Source organism: Streptomyces sp. IBSNAI002 (assembly GCF_052244475.1).
Lineage (GTDB): Bacteria > Actinomycetota > Actinomycetes > Streptomycetales > Streptomycetaceae > Streptomyces.
In genome coordinates, this window is record NZ_JBQPXG010000001.1 from 1 (window position 1) to 15,314 (window position 15,314).

Consider the following 15,314-nt stretch of genomic DNA (forward strand, 5'->3'; position numbering starts at 1 on the left):
ACAGCCCGCTCTGCGAGCCGGGATGTGCCCGCTTCACGGGCCCGCTCCCCTACCGCTCCAACCAACCCTGCATCATTCTGAAGCCAAGATAGAAACAGGAAACAAGATACCCCACCAATTCACCCGACCGAACGGCCGAGCCTCCCCCACCCCACCACCACACCCCACACAAAATGCAACAACCACACCCAACAGAAAGAGGAAATCGGATGCGCTACACGCGCTCTGCGCTCGCCATCGCCAGCACACTCCTCGCCCTCACCGGACTCGGCACCAGCGCACACGCCAACAACAACGGTGACGGCAAGGACCACGGCGGGAGCAACATCTGCTTCATCCACGTCGAAGGCAACCACAACCACAACGCCTGCGGCAACATCAAATACGGCCACAACGCCACCACCGGATCGGGGCACAGCGTTCTCGGACAGGTCCAGGAGATCAACCAGGCGGTCCTCACAAACCAGACTTCCCTCACTCTCACTGTAAACTCAAACGGGTGCCAGGGGCCGGACGGCTGCAGCGTCAGCACATCATCCGGAACCTCCGCAGTAGGACCCGGCCAATCCGTCACCATCGGCGGGCTGTGGGGATCCTCTTCCTGGCCCTACCAGCTCGAGCTGGACTCAGAGGAGTACGGATCGGTCTACCTCAAATCAGAAGGAACTGGCTCCGACTGCGACGTACTCTCATTCCCGTCTACCTACTCTTGCCAGCCCGCGAACCAAAACAACCACTGGAATCTGATCCAAAGCCAGGGCTAGGCAGTGAGCCTTTTCCAACCTGCCTCGGCAGGTTGTCAGTTGGCCTGACAATGCAGTGAAGCCCCTGGTAGACGGTTTTCGACCAAGAGAACCGTGTCCACCAGAGGCTTCGCATGCTTGTCTACGGGTCTGTCAATCGAACGGTGTAACGAGGGTGGTTGGGGTTACTGGCGGGCTGCGGAGAGGCGGCCGTCGAAGGTGATGTCGAAGGCGTTCAGGGCGGTCTTCCAGCGCATGGTCCATCGGGCCTGGCCCCTGCCGGTGGGGTCGAGGGACATGATCGGCGGTGTCACATTGTTGGCAGCATGATCGTTTGGTGGCGCGTCAGGGCCTGGTGGGGTGTTGCCGACTCGTTGCTCAGGCCGTGGCAAGGACGCGGGCGGCGCCGGTGATCTGGTTCCAGATGGTGAAGCGGACTCTCATTTCGAAGCGGTACCGGCCGGCCGTCATCAGGTGCCGGTGGGGCCGGAAGTGCGGTGAGATCCCGGTGAACGCCGACAGGAAGCGTTGCGCCCCGCCGACACTGCGGAACCCTTTCATCGCCCGTTCCCGCTGCCGGGTGGGCTGGTGCGAGCTCTCCGCCCGGTTGTTCAACCCCTTGTGGGAACGGTGCTCGACCGAGGGCATCGCCTCACGGTGCGCGGCTCCGTAGGAGCGGAGCTTGTCCGTGACGACCACCCTGGGCACCTGCCCGGTGGTGGTGAGGAGCCGGCGGAAGAAACGCCTGGCCGCGGCCTTGTCGCGCCGGTTCTGGACCAGGATGTCGAGGACGTTGCCGTTCTGGTCGACGGCTCGCCACAAGTACTTCCGCACTCCGTTGATTTTGATGAAGACCTCGTCGAGGTGCCATTTATCGCCGGGTCGCGGGCGCCTGCGGCGCAGGCTGTTCGCGTACGTCTGGCCGAACTTCAGGCACCACCGGCGGATGGTCTCATACGAGACGGTGATGCCGCGCTCGAGCATCATCTCCTCGACCTCTCGGAAGGAGAGCGGGAAGCGGAAGTACAGCCAGACACAGTGGGCGATGATCTCGGCTGGGTAACGGTGGTTGTTGTACGACGGCGTCCTTGACGACACGATCGGGCCCCTCCCCAGACAGACCAACCTGAAGATCATCTCACCGCCACCGACAACGTGACGGTGCCCTCGGAGTCAACAACATCGCCAAGACCACCCGGGCAAGCCCTGTGAGGCGCACGTCCTTGACGAAAGACATAAAGACACCCCCCGTGACCGAGATGATGCCCAAAGGATTTCCTGATTGGAATCCCATCGTATTGGGTTCCGGGGAGACGCTGCGTTGCAGAACTGCGCAAGCGGCCTCGGTAGCTCCTGGAGTTCGCTCGCCCCGGGCGGCAGCAGCACGAGAGTCTCAGCATGACCACACTAGTAGAAAAAGAATCTGATGGAATCAGGGAAACAAAACTTCGGCCCTCCGTCTGGGTCAAAGCGTCGGCGAGACGAATCGGCCGGGTGGGACGAGTTCGACGGCACCCCACTCGATGAGCGCTTGACGCAAGACGTTTGGCAGACCATCTACAACAAACTGCCGGACGAGGACATAGCTCGGTTCCGTGGCACCGACCGTGACGCAAGTGTCTACTTCGCTCAGGTCCAGCGTGGCCGGATCCGCACTGTCTACACGCAAAAAGGCCTTGAAAAAGCCCTCGGTGAGAACGGCGTCCAGGAGATACGACTAAGCAGCAGGAATACTGGCGACCGTTTCTCCCTCCGAGGGCACGGTCCGAATCAGGCTTGTCAGATCACCGCCACGGGCGAGTCTGCCGTCGATATCACATTGGGGGCAATCACTGTCTTGGGATCTGCCACGGTTACCTCCAACGGCACGGTAGTCAACTGCCAAGGCGGCTACGTCACGATGACCGGCGGAACCGCGACAGTGACCGGTGGCACGGTCCACGCCACCAATCCCAGGACACTGAACTGCAGCGGCGGCGAAACCAACTGCTACGGCAACGTGTACACCGCGAACGTGAGTGGAGGGAAATTCCTCTCCCATGGCGCAGGCACCGTCAACGCGAGCGCCAACGCCGAGGTCTTTGCCGCCAACGGAACCGTCAGGGCAAGCGGAGGTACGGTCCAAGCCGAGGGGCCTGCCATCGTCTACGCCTCAGCGGGAACTGTCTGGGCCTACGGAGGTGCCCGCATCGACGCAACCGGAAACGGCGTGAATGGATCAGCACAAGGCCAAGGCCATGCCGACGTCGTCGGTGAAGGCTGCCTCATCAAAGCCGGAGGAGCATCCCGGATCACGGCTCGTGCCGGAACGAAGGTGCTTGCCACCGACAACGCCGTCGTGGACGCCGACAACAGCTGCACTGTCTACACCGTCGGCGACCACGTCATGGTCGAGAACGTCCGACCAATACCCGCAGCCACCATCGAAGCCGTACCAGACGCTGACTTCACCGGATGGTGAGCTCGACTCGATAAGAGCTCGTACCAGGATCTTGCTGGAGTGGCCTGGTCGGCCATGACCGGTGTGACGATTCGGCCGTTCGTGACGGTGTGTACTCGCCGGTACTACAGCTGAAGGCACTGTCACCTTGTTCAGCGGTCTGAGATGATCTTGGGGTTGTGGGTGCCCGGGGAGGGGTCCGCTCGTGTCGTCCGTGGTGCCGTCGTACGCGAATCACCGCTACCCCGCCGAGATCATCGCGCACTGCGTGTGGCTGTACTTCCGCTTCCCGCTCTCCTTCCGGGAGGTGGAGGAGATGATGCTCGAGCGCGGTGTGGTCGTCTCGTACGAGACGGTCCGGCGGTGGTGCCTGAAGTTCGGCCAGGCCTACGCCAACAGCCTGCGCCGCAGGCGCCCACAGCCCGGCGACAAATGGCACCTCGACGAGGTCTTCATCAAATCGGCGGGGTTCAGAAGTACCTGTGGCGGGCTGTGGACGCCGACGGCAACGTGCTGGACATCCTGGTCCAGAACCGGCGGGACAAGGCTGCGGCCAGGCGTTTCTTCCGCCGGCTGATGAAGACCACCGGGCAGGCGCCCCGGGTGATCGTCACCGACAAGCTGAAGTCGTACGGGGCGGCGCACCGTGAGGAGATGCCCTCGGTCGAGCACCGTGCTCACAAGGGTTTGAACAACCGGGCGGAGAACTCACACCAGCCAACGAGGCAACAGGAACGCGCCATGAAGGGGTTCCGCAGCCCCGGCGGAGCGCAGCGGTTCCTGTCCGCGTTCACCGGGATCTCACCCCACTTCCGGCCCCACCGCCATCTGATGACCGCCCGCCGGTACCGCTTCGAGATGGCGGTCCGCTTCACCGTCTGGAACCAGATCACCAGCGCCATAGGCATGCCCGCCACGGCCTGAAGCACGCCCACCACCGGGCCTCAGCGCACCCTGATGCACCATCAAAAGATGATGCCGCCAACAATGTGACAACGCCCACTTCAGACCCCACCGCCACCTCATGACCGCCAGCCGGTACCGCTTCGAAATGAGAGTCCGCTTCACCATCTGGAACCAGGCCACCGGCGCCGCCCGCGTGCTTGCCACGGCCTGAGCAACGGGTCGGCGATACCCCACCAGGCCCTGACGCGCCACCAAACGATCATGCTGCCAACAATGTGACAACGCCCACGCAAGGACAGCGGGAAACGGAAGTACAGCCACACACAGTGCGAGATGACCTCGGCGGGTAGCGGTGATTCTTGTACGACGGCGCACTCGACGACACGACCGGCCCCCTCCCCAGACGGATACTCCGAAGATCATCCCACCCGCCACCGATAACGTGACAGCACCGTCCGAGGAGCTGCAGCCCTGGTAGCGGCGGGCGGTGGCTTGTATAACAGGCGGACCTTGACCTACCGCAATGATAGGTAGCTGGTATCATTGAGTCATGCTGTATAGGACTCCCACCCTCGACTCGTCAGACCTCAAGGTCCTGGACGAGGTAAACGGTCTGCGCGAGCGGCTGCGCGACGCGGTGCAGCAGGCGCCGATGAAGTGGACCCAGGATCTGCGCAAGGCGCTGACCGCCAGCGCGATCGCCGCCTCGAACACAATCGAGGGCTACCAGGTCGACGCGAAAGACGTCGCCGACCTGATGGACGGCGAACGAGAAGTCGACGCCAGCGAGGAGAACAAGGCGGAGACCCTCGCCTACCAGCAGGCGATGACGTACATCCAGTCACTCCACGACGTCGCCGACTTCCGGTACACCAAGGAACTCCTCAACGCGCTGCACTGGATGCTCCAGGGCCACCACCACCCCCTGCGCACCGCCGGGCAGTGGCGCAAGACCTCGATCCGGATCACCGCGCCCGGCGACGAGCTCGCCACCGACTACGACGGCCCCGACCAAGAACTCGTGCCGGACCTGATGGCGGAGCTGGTGGACTGGCTCAACGACGGCGACACCGAAGCACACGTCCTGATCCGGGCGGCGATGGCGCACCTGAACCTCGTGAAGATCCACCCGTGGTCCGACGGGAACGGCCGCATGTCCCGGTCCCTGCAGACCCTGCTGATCGCCCGCGGCGGGGTTCTCGCACCAGAGTTCTCCTCGATCGAGGAATGGCTCGGGATGCCCGGCAACACCTGGGAGTACTACAAGGTGCTCCGCGAGGTCGGCGGCCCGGTGTACTCACCCGAACGCGACACCCTGCCCTGGATCAAGTTCAACCTGCGCGCCTACCACGAGCAGGCCCAGCGGGTCCAGCACCGGGTCGACCGCTCGAACCAGGTCTGGATCGAGCTGATGGAGCACGCCGACGCCAACGGGATCAGCGAGCGGCAAGTGACCGCCCTCCACGAGGTCGCGATGGTAGGCCGGGTACGCCGCTCGCGCTACGAGCGGCAGGAAGCCATCAACACCCAGCAGGCAACCCGGGACCTGCAGGCCCTCACGAAGGCCGACGTGCTCACCGCGATCGGGCAGACGAAGGGACGCCACTACGTGGCCGGCCCCCGCTTCCCGCAGAACGTCATGGCGACCTCCCGCCGACCGCACCGCATCATCAACCCCTACGGCACTGTCACGTTGTCGGGGGTGTGATGGCCTGAGGGTGCGTCAGGGCGCGCCGGGGCCCGGTCTGGTCCAGTGCTCAGGCCGTGGCGAGCATGCCGGTGACGCCGGTGATCTGGTTCCAGATGGTGAAGCGGACCCTCATTTCGAAGCGGTACCGGCCGACGGTCATGAGGTGCCGGTGGGGCCGGAAGTGGGGTGAGATCCCGGTGAACGCGGAGAGGAACCGCTGCGCGGAGCCCATGCTGCGGAACCCTTTCATCGCCCGTTCCCGCTGCCGGGTGGGCTGGTGGGAGTTCTCCGCCCGGTTGTTCAACCCCTTGTGGGAGCGGTGCTCCACCGAGGGCATCACCTCACGGTGCGCAGCCCCGTAGGACCGGAGCTGGTCCGTGACGACCACCCGGGGTACCTGCCCGGTCGTCGTGAGGAGCCGTCGGAAGAAGCGCCTGGCCGCCGGCTTGTCGCGCGGTGATGGGGCTCGAGAAAACTCCCCAGGTGTCGCTCTTGAGGTGGCCAAACCTGCTCAGGTGATCTCCCCACCCATTGCGTGACTTTCCCGGCGTGTCGAACTGGTGTCGGCGTGTCGTGGAGAGCCTGCGTGAGCACGGAGTTCGGCCTGTTTGAAGGGCACTGTCACGTTATCGAGGGCGTGATCGTTTGATGGTGCGTCAGGGTGTGATGAGGTGCCAGCGGTCTGCTGTTCAGGCCGTCATGGACATGCCGGTGATGTGGTTCCAGATGGTGAAGCGGACCCTCATTTCGAAGCGGTACCGTCCGGCCGTCATCAGGTGCCGGTGGGGCCGGAAGTGGGGTGAGATCCCGCTGAACGCGGACAGGAACCGCTGCGCTCCGCCGACGGTGCGGAATCCTTTCATCGCCCGTTCGCGCTGCCTCGTGGGCTGGTGGGAGTTCTCCGCCCGGTTGTTCAACCCCTTGTGGGAGCGGTGCTCCACCGAGGGCATCACCTCCCGGTGCGCAGCCCCGTAGGAGCGGAGGCATTGTCAGGTTCAGGGGGGGTGTCTCTATGTCTTTCGTCAAGGACGTGTGCCGGGTATGAGGCTGTTTGGGATGGTCATGCGGCGAGGGTGATGGTGGGGGTTCGGGACTCGTAGAAGGTGCCGTCTCGGAGCATGGCGAACAGGACGCTGATGCGTTGGCGGGCGAGTCGGAGGAGGGCTTGGGTGTGGGTCTTGCCGCGGGCTCTTTGCCGGTCGTAGTAGGTGCGGGAGGCCGGGTCGGCGTTCATGCAGGCGAAGGCGGAGAGGAACATCGCGCGTTTGAGCTGCCGATTTCCGCCTCTGGGTGCGTGTTCGCCGTGGATCGAGGTCCCCGACGATTTCGTCGTGGGAGCGAGGCCGGCGTATGAGGCGAGGTGGGCGGCACTTGGAAAGCCGGTCCCGTCGCCGACGGTGACCAGCAGGACGGCAGCGGTCCTGACTCCGACTCCCGGCATCGAGGTCAGGACCGGGTGAAGAGGGTGGGCCTCCAGCAGGCTGCTGATCTGGGCTTCGAGTGCCCTGCGCTGGTCATGGACCGTGGCGAGCGAGGCCGCCAGGGACGGGATCACGATGTCGAGGGTGCCCGTGCCGGGAACGATGACGGTCTGCTCGTCGAGGGCACCGAAGACGTCATCGATCAGCCGCTGAGCCATCCGCGGAGCCTTGGGGCGGATGAGTTCGACGAGCCTGCGGCGGCCGGCTTTCCGCAGAGCGTTGGGGGATCCGTAGCGCTCGAGGAGCCAGGTGACGGCGGGGTGGTCCAGCCGGGGCCCGAGCACGCGCTCCAGCGAGGGGTGGAACTGGGTGAGCAGGCCGCGTATCCGGTTGCTGGTGCGGGTGGCTTCGGCGGCGAGGTCCTGGTCGAAGCCGGTCAGGACCGTGAGTTCGGCGGTGATCTCGTCGGTCAGCTCCAGCGAGCGCAGGATGTGCGGCATGGTGCGGGCGGCGTCCGCGATGACCGCCGCGTCCTTGGCGTCGGTTTTCGCCTCGCCCGGATAGAGGTCGGCGATCCGCCGCATGGCGAGTCCGGGCAGGTAGGCGACCTGGCAGCCCGCGTCGCGGGCGACGGTCAGCGGCAGGGCACCGATCGAGGCGGGCTGGTCGACGATCACCAGGACCGTGCCGAACTTGGCCTTGAGCTTGTCGAAGACGGCCCGCAGTTTGGGTTCGCTGTTGGGCATCGGCTTGTCGAAGACCTTCTTGCCCGTCGGCGTCAGCCCGTGGCCGTGATGGGCCGTCTTGCCGACGTCCATCCCTAGGAAGACGCCCACGCCTTCGGTGTCTAACATCGCACCCTTTCCAGGTGGTTGACCGTGCCGGCCTCGGCAATGGCACCGTGCTCGCGCATCCACGTTATGCAGACCTGCCGCCCGAGAACTGTCCGGCATTGCGCCGGACCGGGCGGTGGCCGGGTCTCTCATCAGCGTCTGTGACGGCACCCCACGGACCCGGCGACACCACCCCCCAGGTCATCCGTTCGACAGAGGGGACACAGTCATACCGGGCCCGGAGGCCAGCGGTCCCGTTGCAGGACCGCGAAAAACATAACGGGGGTGTCGCTCGGCGGCATGATCATCTGTCTGGTCGGGGTTGCTGGAGGGGCCACTGGGGCTACCTCACACCCCACGAGACCCGCCTGCGCCACCAAGATCAGACCCTCGCGGCATAACGAAACCGTGTCCAGGATCACGGGGAAACTGCAGGCCCAGAGGACGTTGACGCGGCGGCGGGCCGGACTGTGTCCGAGGAGGTCGGCGAGTCCACCGGGGCACACGGCGACCAGCACTCGGCGCACCGTTGAAAGCGAGGCCGGACGGCGGACCCCGAGGGGGCTGCGCGGATGAAACCCCAGGCGGGCGAGGGTGTCTTGGGGTGCGTGGCGGGCCCATTGCCCGATCGCGGCGTAGGAGCGTGCGCCGGCCAGAACCGCGCACGCCGCGGCCAGGAGCACCGAGGCAAGGGCATGGCGGCGTCCGCGGCGATCACGCGGATCGGGCAGGGCACTCAGCCGAACGTTCATGTCGGGGAGCTCACGCTGCCGACGCGAGGGCGACTTGGTCAGACAGACGGTGGCAGACTGGCGGCACATCGAGGCTCCGATGATCAGGCGACGTGAAGGTCACCTTGATCATCGGAGCCTCGGTGCATGCCCCAATGCCGCACTGAAGGTTCGTCACGCCCCTGTGACCAGCAAGTTATCCAGGCCATCAGGACTATGAATCAGCCCTGGGGTGGGGCCGGATCCGCCCTGGATGTGCTGCTTATGGCTCGCACACCAATTGTCGTGCCACCGGGATGATTGGATCATCCTTGCCTTTGAAATCCATTGAGTGTAGTCGAATTATTTTCGACGTCAATGCTGCAAATTGGCTTTGGGCCTGCGAGTGCTCCACATGTTCCCGTTGACAAATTTATCGCGACATTGATTTCGGTTGCATTCAAATATGCTTGAGCCGAAGGCGTTTCGGGGGTTGCCTTGATTGTTGCACCAGGCTTGAGTGAGCCGCTCTTGTCGTTCAGGGTGCAGTTTTGGCAGACAACGCCGAAAGCAGTTCCGGTATGATTTGTGATGATGTAAGGCGCATTATCGCGGGCCCCGCCTGCGGCGTTTGCAGCATGGGCGGCCGCTGTACTGAAAGTCGTGACGCAGAGCAGCGCAGTGGCACTTACCAGCAAGGAACGTGTAGCATGCATGAGATTTTCTTTTCTACTTCTGAGTGCGAGGAGTCGGATGTAAGGAAGGAAGCGGCAGCCCTACCTGTGCTGGTGGAGATCCGGCGTTCGTGTAGGAGTGTAGGAGGGGCTTCAATTATCTCGGATCGCCTTTGGAGAAGCCGGCCTTGCTGGCCAAACTTTGAGGCACTGATTGACCCTGTTGCCCATTGGTAATTGAGGGCTGACCCTTCAGTTGCAGATCCGGCCAGCACATTCTTGTGCCGGGTCCTCACCACCACCGGGCAGATGCCCCAGGTGATCGCCACCGACAAGCTCCGCGCCTACGGTTCTGTCATACCGCGCTCCCACGCTGCTGCTCGCACTCCCGCCGCAGGGGCGGCCGTTGCGACCGGGGCCAGCTCACCATCGGGCTTCTGAGGATCTGTGGGGTCTGGGTGGGTGACGGGGTGGTCTGATCGTGAGGGGTCTGCGCGAGTCTCGTGGCTGCCGGGGCGGGGTTGGGTCAGGCTGCGACGCGTCGTTTCCGCCCGCCCTGCAAGAGGATCTGTCGTGAACCTGCGTATCGCCACTGCCGTTGCTGCTGCCGCTCTCGCTGCTGCCGTCGTCATGCCGGCTGCTGCTTCAGCGAACCCGAAGCCGCCGATGGAGCGTGCTCCGGTCGCTCTGGGTCTGACCACCGACATGCGGCTGGTCGAGTTCCCTGTCGACCAGCCCTCCAAGACCCAGGCGATCGGCAAGGTAACCGGCCTGGATGACGACACCAAGATCCTGGCCATCGACTTCCGTGTCCAGGACGGACGGCTCTACGGCCTGGGTGACAGGGGCGGCGTCTACGTCCTGGACACCGAGAACGCACAGGCCCGCAAGGTCTGCGTGCTCACGCTCGCTCTGGACGGGACCGCCTTCGGCTTCGACTTCGACGCGGCGGCCGACAACATGCGCATCGTCTCCGACACCGGCCAGAACCTCACCCACGACCTCAACACCCGGACCACCACCAGCCATGCTGCGCTGCGGCGTGCCGAGACCCCCAACGAGACGGCGCTCGGTGTCACCGCGCTCGGCTACACCAACAACGACCGCGATGAGTCCACCGACTCCACCGCCTTCGTCCTCGACACCGTCACCGACCGCGCCTCGGTACTGTCCCCCGGCAACGACGGCCTCCTCGCATCCCTCGGCGACCTCGGCCGTGACATCGAAGGCGACGCCGGCTTCGACATCCGCTACAACACCGTCACCGGCTTCAACACCGGCTACAGCGTGTTCAAGGCCCTGGGCCGCGGCGGCTACCGCCTCGCCAGCGTCGACATCCTCAACGGCCAGACCACCGAACTCGGCACCTTCGGCACCAACAACCAGGTCCGGGACATCGCCGTCACCCTCGACGACAACACCGCCCAGTAGCTAGATCTCACCACCGCCGGCCTGACACCCGGCCGCAGCCGCGCGCTTGATGACTGCAGGACAAGCGGCCAAGCTCCTGGCAGACGGGCTCGAACGAGGTCCCCCACCCGCCAGGAGCTTCGGCGTCGGTCAACGGCTGGCATCCGGATGCTGTGTTCAGCAAGGCAACAGTGTCTTGAACGGTGTTCAGGTCCCGGAGAAACCATGAGAAGTGGCTGTCAGGCCGCCGCCTCGGCGCTCGGCCGGTTCGACCCGGAGAGCCAGGCTCGGCACCAGGATCGAGGAGCGGCTTGGCCGAGTGTCGGGCAGACCGTGAGGGCGGCTGGAAAGGCCGACCGCAGGGCGGTTCAGCTTCCACGACGACGACCGGGTAGGGCCAACCGACCCCGCCCAAGTCATCAGAAAACAGACTTACACGATCTTCCGGGCAGGCCATGGGTTTCCGGTCAGGGGGTGCAGTGAAAGTCGATGCAGTGGGTCAGGATGCTGTGGCCGACGTTGCCCAACACGTGCCCCGACCCGGATCCCATGTGAATGGCGCCGTGGCCGTTCTGCTGGTCGCCCATGACGTGGTGGTAGTCGCCGCCGACCACCAGTGTTGCCTGCATCGGCGGGGTGGGATCGGGGGCAGGGCCGGCGGCGATCGCAGGCCCTGCGGCGAAGGCCCCCGTCAGGAGGATGCTGGGGAGGGTCACGGCCAGCTTCGTCGAAAATTTCATGCGCACGTCCTTGCGAGGGTTGGACAGGCAGGCCCTGACGGCACGCCCGGAACACTTCTCAACCTCCCCCAAGAGGACCGTAAACTGACAGTTAGTCTGAAAAATGCCCCAGATGCCTCGGGCTCCGTAAACCGCTCCCGCCCACCTCCGAAGGCCCCTCCTGGCACGCCACGATCACGGTAGGGGCGAGGCAATTTCGGTCACAGAGCGTTTTCAGAGTGGCCTCTGATCGGGTGACGGGCCGGTGTCCCGCAACGCACGAGGCTCCTGTGCCGTTGAGAGAGGTGTTCGACGTCTCAACTCATCAGCGCAGGAGCCTCGTTGGTTCCCTATCCTGCCGCACTCGACCTGCCTCACGCCCTGGTCGAGTGGGTATCCATGCTCATCGTCACCCGTGAGGGTGACCGACGCTGCAAGCTCCCGCCTCATCAGCGTGCCCTCGTCGGCCTGGTCTACCTTCGGCGCCACGACACGCTCGCGCAGATCGCCGCCGGCTTCGGCATATCCGTCGGCACCGCCCACGCCTACGTCACAGCCGTCGTCGAGCACCTGTCCCGCCGAGCACCCGGCCTGCTGCGTGTCCTGCGGGAGGCTGATCCTGATCACGTCCTGCTCGACGGGACGCTCGCCGAGTGCGACCGCGTCGGCGACAGCCGGGCCGATTTCTCCCAGAAGCACCGCCGTCACGGCGTGAACGTGCAGGTCGTGGCTGATCCCGCAGGCAAGCTGCTGTGGATCTCGCCCGCGCTGCCCGGCCGCACCCACGACCTGACCGCGGCCCGCACCCACCGCATCATCCGGATCTGTGAACGCCAAGGAGTTCCGATCCTTGCCGACCGCGCCTACATCGGGGCCGGCCCCTGGGTGACCACACCGATCAGGAGGCTGCCTCTTCAGGAACTCACCGCGACCCAGCAGACGATCAACCGGGCTCTCTCGGCGGCACGTGCACCGGTCGAACGCAGCATCGCGCGACTGAAGTCCTGGCGGATCTTCCGCAGAGCCCGCTGCAGCCCCAACCGCATGAGCGTCATCGCCGCCGCCGTCCTCACCCTGGAGCGGCAACGCTGAAACCGCTCACAGATACGGGACGGGCGCCCGTGGCGGGTGGGATCTGCCTGGTCAGCCGCTCGTGTTGGACCGGACCAAGACCGGCACCAGGCAGACCCCGGAGCACTGGCACCACGACTGATCAGCCCAAACGATCGTTCGGTCAGCTCCCTGTCCGGATCCCGACCGGCATGGCTGCCGGGGTGCCCCATGGTGTGACAGGGTGCCTCGCACCGGCAGTACCTGTCGGCGGCGGCCCAAACCTGGCGGGGGCCGCCGGCCCCCCGGCCCGTCCTGACCACCAACCCATCCCCCGGGCAACAGGACGGGCAGGGCCGGCCCACCCGCCGCACCCCTGGGGACCCGAACGGGGCCCACGCGCGAAAGCCCCGCCTGGGTAGGGCAGGGCCCGTTCACGCGACGACCAGACACTCATGTGGGGGGCGTCACACACAAGAGTGTTGCACTCACAAAGCCCGGCGACTATACGACGGCAACTACTTTCGACCAAAGCCTGCGTCGGTGTTGTCACGTTATCGAGGGCGTGATCGCCTGAGGGTGCGTCAGGATGCACCGGGGGTTGGCGGCGGCTGTGGTTCAGGCCTCAGCGGGCATGCCGGTGGCGCCGGTGATGTGGTTCCAGATGGTGAAGCGGACCCTCATTTCGAAGCGGTACGTACCGTCCGGCGGTCATGAGGTGTCGGTGGGGGCGGAAGTGGGGTGAGATCCCGGTGAACGCCGACAGGAACCGCTGCGCCCCGCCGACGCTGCGGAAACCTTTCATCGCCCGTTCGCGCTGCCGGGTGGGCTGGTGGGAGTTCTCCGCCCGGTTGTTCAGACCCTTTGTGGGAACGGTGCTCCACCGAGGGCATCACCTCCCGGTGCGCAGCCTGGTAGGACCGGAGCTTGTCCGTGACGACCACCCGGGGCACCTGCCCGGTCGCGGTCAGGAGCCGGCGGAAGAAACGCCTGGACGCGGCCTTGTCGAGCCGGTTCTGGACCAGGATGTCGAGCACGTTGCCGTCGGCGTCGACGGCCCGCCACAAGTACCTCTGCACTCCGCGGATCTTGACGAAGACCTCGTCCAGGTGCCATTTGTCGCCCGGCTGCGGGCGCCTGCGGCGCAGGCTGTTGGCGTACGTCTGGCCGAACTTCAGACACCACCGCCGGATCGTCTCGTGGGAGACGGTCACGCCCCGCTCGAGCATCATCTCCTCCACCTCACGGAAGGAGAGCGGGAAGCGGAAATACAGCCACACGCAGTGCGAGATGACCTCGGCCGGGTAACGGTGGTTCTTGTACGACGGCACCACAGACGACACGAACCCCACCCCGCCCGGACACCCACAACCCCAAGATCATCTCAGACCGCTGAAACAAGGTGACAGTGCCATCGATCGAGGCCAATAGCTTGTCCAATCGGACATATCTCCGGAATCATAGAATTGTAGCATTAACCAGCCTGGCCATATGGCCAATTGAAGCGAATAAATAGATGGCGCGGAAAATGAGGTAAGAAATGGAAGCAAATAATCGAACGGTCGTCACCCTGGAAGTCGGTCGTCAGATTTTTCGTGAGATCGGAGTAGCGGCAGGTACGCGGAGCATAGACTCCCTACTAGCGTCCACAACAGGTAACGACGAATTCTATTTCTGCTTCGAGCGTGCGCTCCGGAAGCTGAGGAATACTACACTCCCAGACCTTCCGGATGACTCAAATGTTTTGATCGGCCCATTCATAGAAATCATGCGCGATCATGGCCTTCCAAAGTCGATAGCCCTGACTCTCCACAGTCGGTATATTGGCGCGCCGACGGAATGGCAGGAGCAATTGCGAAGCATGCGAGACCGGCGCCGGAAAGAATTTGAGTCTACCGCCTCAGCCCCGGACTGCCTATACTGCTACGAGCCCTGTTATTTTTATCCTTCGGATATCATAGTACCCGACTATCACGTCGTAGGGTGCTCCTCCCCCTGCAGTGAATACGTGTATCACGAGGCCTGCTTCAAAAACGCCATTAAGAGCGACCTTTGCCCTGGATGCAATGCTTACTTCATGACCAGACTGACCTCCCTCACAGGGGCGCGCCAAGCCAGACGTCCGCAGAAGCCTTCTGTAGTTTCCGGATCTAAGACAGTGCAGCCCGTAGCCCAAGAGGGCACGCTCTGTTACGCGGCCGCCGCGGCAACAGCGTACCAGTGGGCGGGCATAAACGTTTCACTGTATGAAATGATGCACGCGTACCTAATTTCAGAATGGGCAGAGCACAGCATCGGGGCCAAGCCGTACCGAGAAGCCGTGCACACAATTCCCGGCTGGGAAACGATGGCTGCTAGCGACATCATAGAGATCATAAAGAGAGACAATGCGGATGTCTTCTCTTCTGCAACCCTTCTGCTGGGGATCCCAGTAATGACGCTGGGGACCGTGACTCAGATCGCATTGTCCAGCGCGAATCTGAAAAAGCACATCGCCTCAAACCAGCCAATCATCGTGAGTGAAGCTAATCATTGGCGGGTGGTGTATGGGATCCTAGAGGAAGGCGACACCATAGTCGGAATACTCGTTTTTAATCCGGCTCGCGGGGGATACTATGAAACAGTCCAATATCCCCTGGCCTGCGATGAAGCTTTCGCAGTCGGCTGCTGACATTTCCTAGTAGTGCTTTGTTAGCGGGTCTTGTCACGTCGGGTGTT

11 protein-coding genes and 6 pseudogenes are annotated in these 15,314 nt (G+C 64.0%); 8 read left to right on the forward strand and 9 right to left on the reverse strand.

Annotated elements, in window-relative coordinates:
- The first annotated feature begins 209 nt into the window (after nt 1-209).
- A complete protein-coding gene (locus tag ACTVZO_RS00005) occupies nt 210-764 on the forward strand; it encodes a hypothetical protein (RefSeq protein ID WP_443296300.1) in 555 nt (184 codons plus the stop codon).
- A gap of 357 nt (nt 765-1,121) precedes the next feature.
- On the opposite strand, the gene ACTVZO_RS00010 is transcribed toward ACTVZO_RS00005, so the two are convergent.
- Nucleotides 1,122-1,880, reverse strand: a complete 759-nt coding sequence (locus ACTVZO_RS00010) for an IS6 family transposase (protein WP_443296301.1) — start codon at nt 1,878-1,880, stop codon at nt 1,122-1,124.
- A gap of 394 nt (nt 1,881-2,274) precedes the next feature.
- On the opposite strand from ACTVZO_RS00010, the gene ACTVZO_RS00015 reads away from it, so the two are divergent.
- The 3 genes and pseudogenes from ACTVZO_RS00015 to ACTVZO_RS00025 form a co-directional block, all read left to right on the forward strand.
- Complete coding sequence (locus tag ACTVZO_RS00015; protein ID WP_443296302.1) at nt 2,275-3,204, forward strand: hypothetical protein; 930 nt, start codon at nt 2,275-2,277, stop codon at nt 3,202-3,204.
- 184 nt (nt 3,205-3,388) lie between these two features.
- Nucleotides 3,389-4,107 (forward strand): annotated as a pseudogene (locus ACTVZO_RS00020) (IS6 family transposase).
- A gap of 76 nt (nt 4,108-4,183) precedes the next feature.
- A pseudogene (locus tag ACTVZO_RS00025) lies at nt 4,184-4,300 on the forward strand (IS6 family transposase); the annotation flags it as partial.
- A 76-nt stretch (nt 4,301-4,376) separates the two neighbouring features.
- Here the strand turns inward: ACTVZO_RS00025 and ACTVZO_RS00030 are convergent.
- Nucleotides 4,377-4,474, reverse strand: a pseudogene (locus ACTVZO_RS00030) (IS6 family transposase); the annotation flags it as partial.
- A 165-nt stretch (nt 4,475-4,639) separates the two neighbouring features.
- Between ACTVZO_RS00030 and ACTVZO_RS00035 the strand changes: the two are divergent.
- Complete coding sequence (locus tag ACTVZO_RS00035) at nt 4,640-5,797, forward strand: Fic family protein (RefSeq protein WP_443296304.1); 1,158 nt, start codon at nt 4,640-4,642, stop codon at nt 5,795-5,797.
- 49 nt (nt 5,798-5,846) lie between these two features.
- On the opposite strand, the pseudogene ACTVZO_RS00040 reads toward ACTVZO_RS00035, so the two are convergent.
- From ACTVZO_RS00040 to ACTVZO_RS00060, 5 genes and pseudogenes are all read right to left on the reverse strand, one after another.
- Nucleotides 5,847-6,233, reverse strand: a pseudogene (locus ACTVZO_RS00040) (IS6 family transposase); the annotation flags it as partial.
- 235 nt (nt 6,234-6,468) lie between these two features.
- Nucleotides 6,469-6,762 (reverse strand): annotated as a pseudogene (locus tag ACTVZO_RS00045) (DDE-type integrase/transposase/recombinase); the annotation flags it as partial.
- 77 nt (nt 6,763-6,839) lie between these two features.
- On the reverse strand, nt 6,840-8,054 hold the full coding sequence (locus tag ACTVZO_RS00050) for an IS110 family transposase (RefSeq protein WP_443296305.1): 1,215 nt from the start codon (nt 8,052-8,054) through the stop codon (nt 6,840-6,842).
- 206 nt (nt 8,055-8,260) lie between these two features.
- Nucleotides 8,261-8,854, reverse strand: a complete 594-nt coding sequence (locus ACTVZO_RS00055) for a transposase family protein (protein ID WP_443296306.1) — start codon at nt 8,852-8,854, stop codon at nt 8,261-8,263.
- Between the two features lie 215 nt (nt 8,855-9,069).
- The gene (locus ACTVZO_RS00060) at nt 9,070-9,459 is read right to left on the reverse strand and encodes a hypothetical protein (RefSeq protein WP_443296307.1); all 390 of its coding nucleotides are present in this window, start codon (nt 9,457-9,459) and stop codon (nt 9,070-9,072) included.
- Nucleotides 9,460-9,990: 531 nt separating this feature from the next.
- Between ACTVZO_RS00060 and ACTVZO_RS00065 the strand changes: the two genes are divergently transcribed.
- Entirely contained in the window at nt 9,991-10,848 is an 858-nt protein-coding gene (locus ACTVZO_RS00065; protein ID WP_443296308.1) for a DUF4394 domain-containing protein, read from the forward strand.
- Nucleotides 10,849-11,294: 446 nt separating this feature from the next.
- Here ACTVZO_RS00065 and ACTVZO_RS00070 read toward each other — a convergent pair whose 3' ends face one another.
- Nucleotides 11,295-11,567, reverse strand: a complete 273-nt coding sequence (locus ACTVZO_RS00070; RefSeq protein ID WP_443296309.1) for a hypothetical protein — start codon at nt 11,565-11,567, stop codon at nt 11,295-11,297.
- A gap of 321 nt (nt 11,568-11,888) precedes the next feature.
- Here ACTVZO_RS00070 and ACTVZO_RS00075 point away from each other — a divergent pair, with 321 nt between their 5' ends.
- Nucleotides 11,889-12,638 (forward strand): transposase, encoded by a 750-nt coding sequence (locus ACTVZO_RS00075; protein ID WP_443296310.1) that lies wholly within the window; start codon nt 11,889-11,891, stop codon nt 12,636-12,638.
- A 583-nt stretch (nt 12,639-13,221) separates the two neighbouring features.
- Here ACTVZO_RS00075 and ACTVZO_RS00080 read toward each other — a convergent pair.
- A pseudogene (locus ACTVZO_RS00080) lies at nt 13,222-13,939 on the reverse strand (IS6 family transposase).
- Nucleotides 13,940-14,673: 734 nt separating this feature from the next.
- On the opposite strand from ACTVZO_RS00080, the gene ACTVZO_RS00085 reads away from it, so the two are divergent.
- A complete protein-coding gene (locus ACTVZO_RS00085) occupies nt 14,674-15,267 on the forward strand; it encodes a hypothetical protein (protein WP_443296311.1) in 594 nt (197 codons plus the stop codon).
- The last annotated feature ends 47 nt before the right edge of the window (nt 15,268-15,314 follow it).

Excerpts from the sequence above, each read along its gene's own strand:
- ACTVZO_RS00005 (WP_443296300.1), top strand. The coding sequence starts at position 210 with ATGCGCTACACGCGCTCTGCGCTCGCCATCGCCAGCACACTCCTCGCC.
- ACTVZO_RS00010 (WP_443296301.1), bottom strand. The coding sequence starts at position 1,880 with ATGATCTTCAGGTTGGTCTGTCTGGGGAGGGGCCCGATCGTGTCGTCA.
- ACTVZO_RS00035 (WP_443296304.1), top strand. The coding sequence starts at position 4,640 with ATGCTGTATAGGACTCCCACCCTCGACTCGTCAGACCTCAAGGTCCTG.
- ACTVZO_RS00050 (WP_443296305.1), bottom strand. The coding sequence starts at position 8,054 with ATGTTAGACACCGAAGGCGTGGGCGTCTTCCTAGGGATGGACGTCGGC.
- ACTVZO_RS00055 (WP_443296306.1), bottom strand. The coding sequence starts at position 8,854 with ATGTGCCGCCAGTCTGCCACCGTCTGTCTGACCAAGTCGCCCTCGCGT.
- ACTVZO_RS00060 (WP_443296307.1), bottom strand. The coding sequence starts at position 9,459 with ATGCATGCTACACGTTCCTTGCTGGTAAGTGCCACTGCGCTGCTCTGC.
- ACTVZO_RS00070 (WP_443296309.1), bottom strand. The coding sequence starts at position 11,567 with ATGAAATTTTCGACGAAGCTGGCCGTGACCCTCCCCAGCATCCTCCTG.
- ACTVZO_RS00085 (WP_443296311.1), top strand. The coding sequence starts at position 14,674 with ATGACCAGACTGACCTCCCTCACAGGGGCGCGCCAAGCCAGACGTCCG.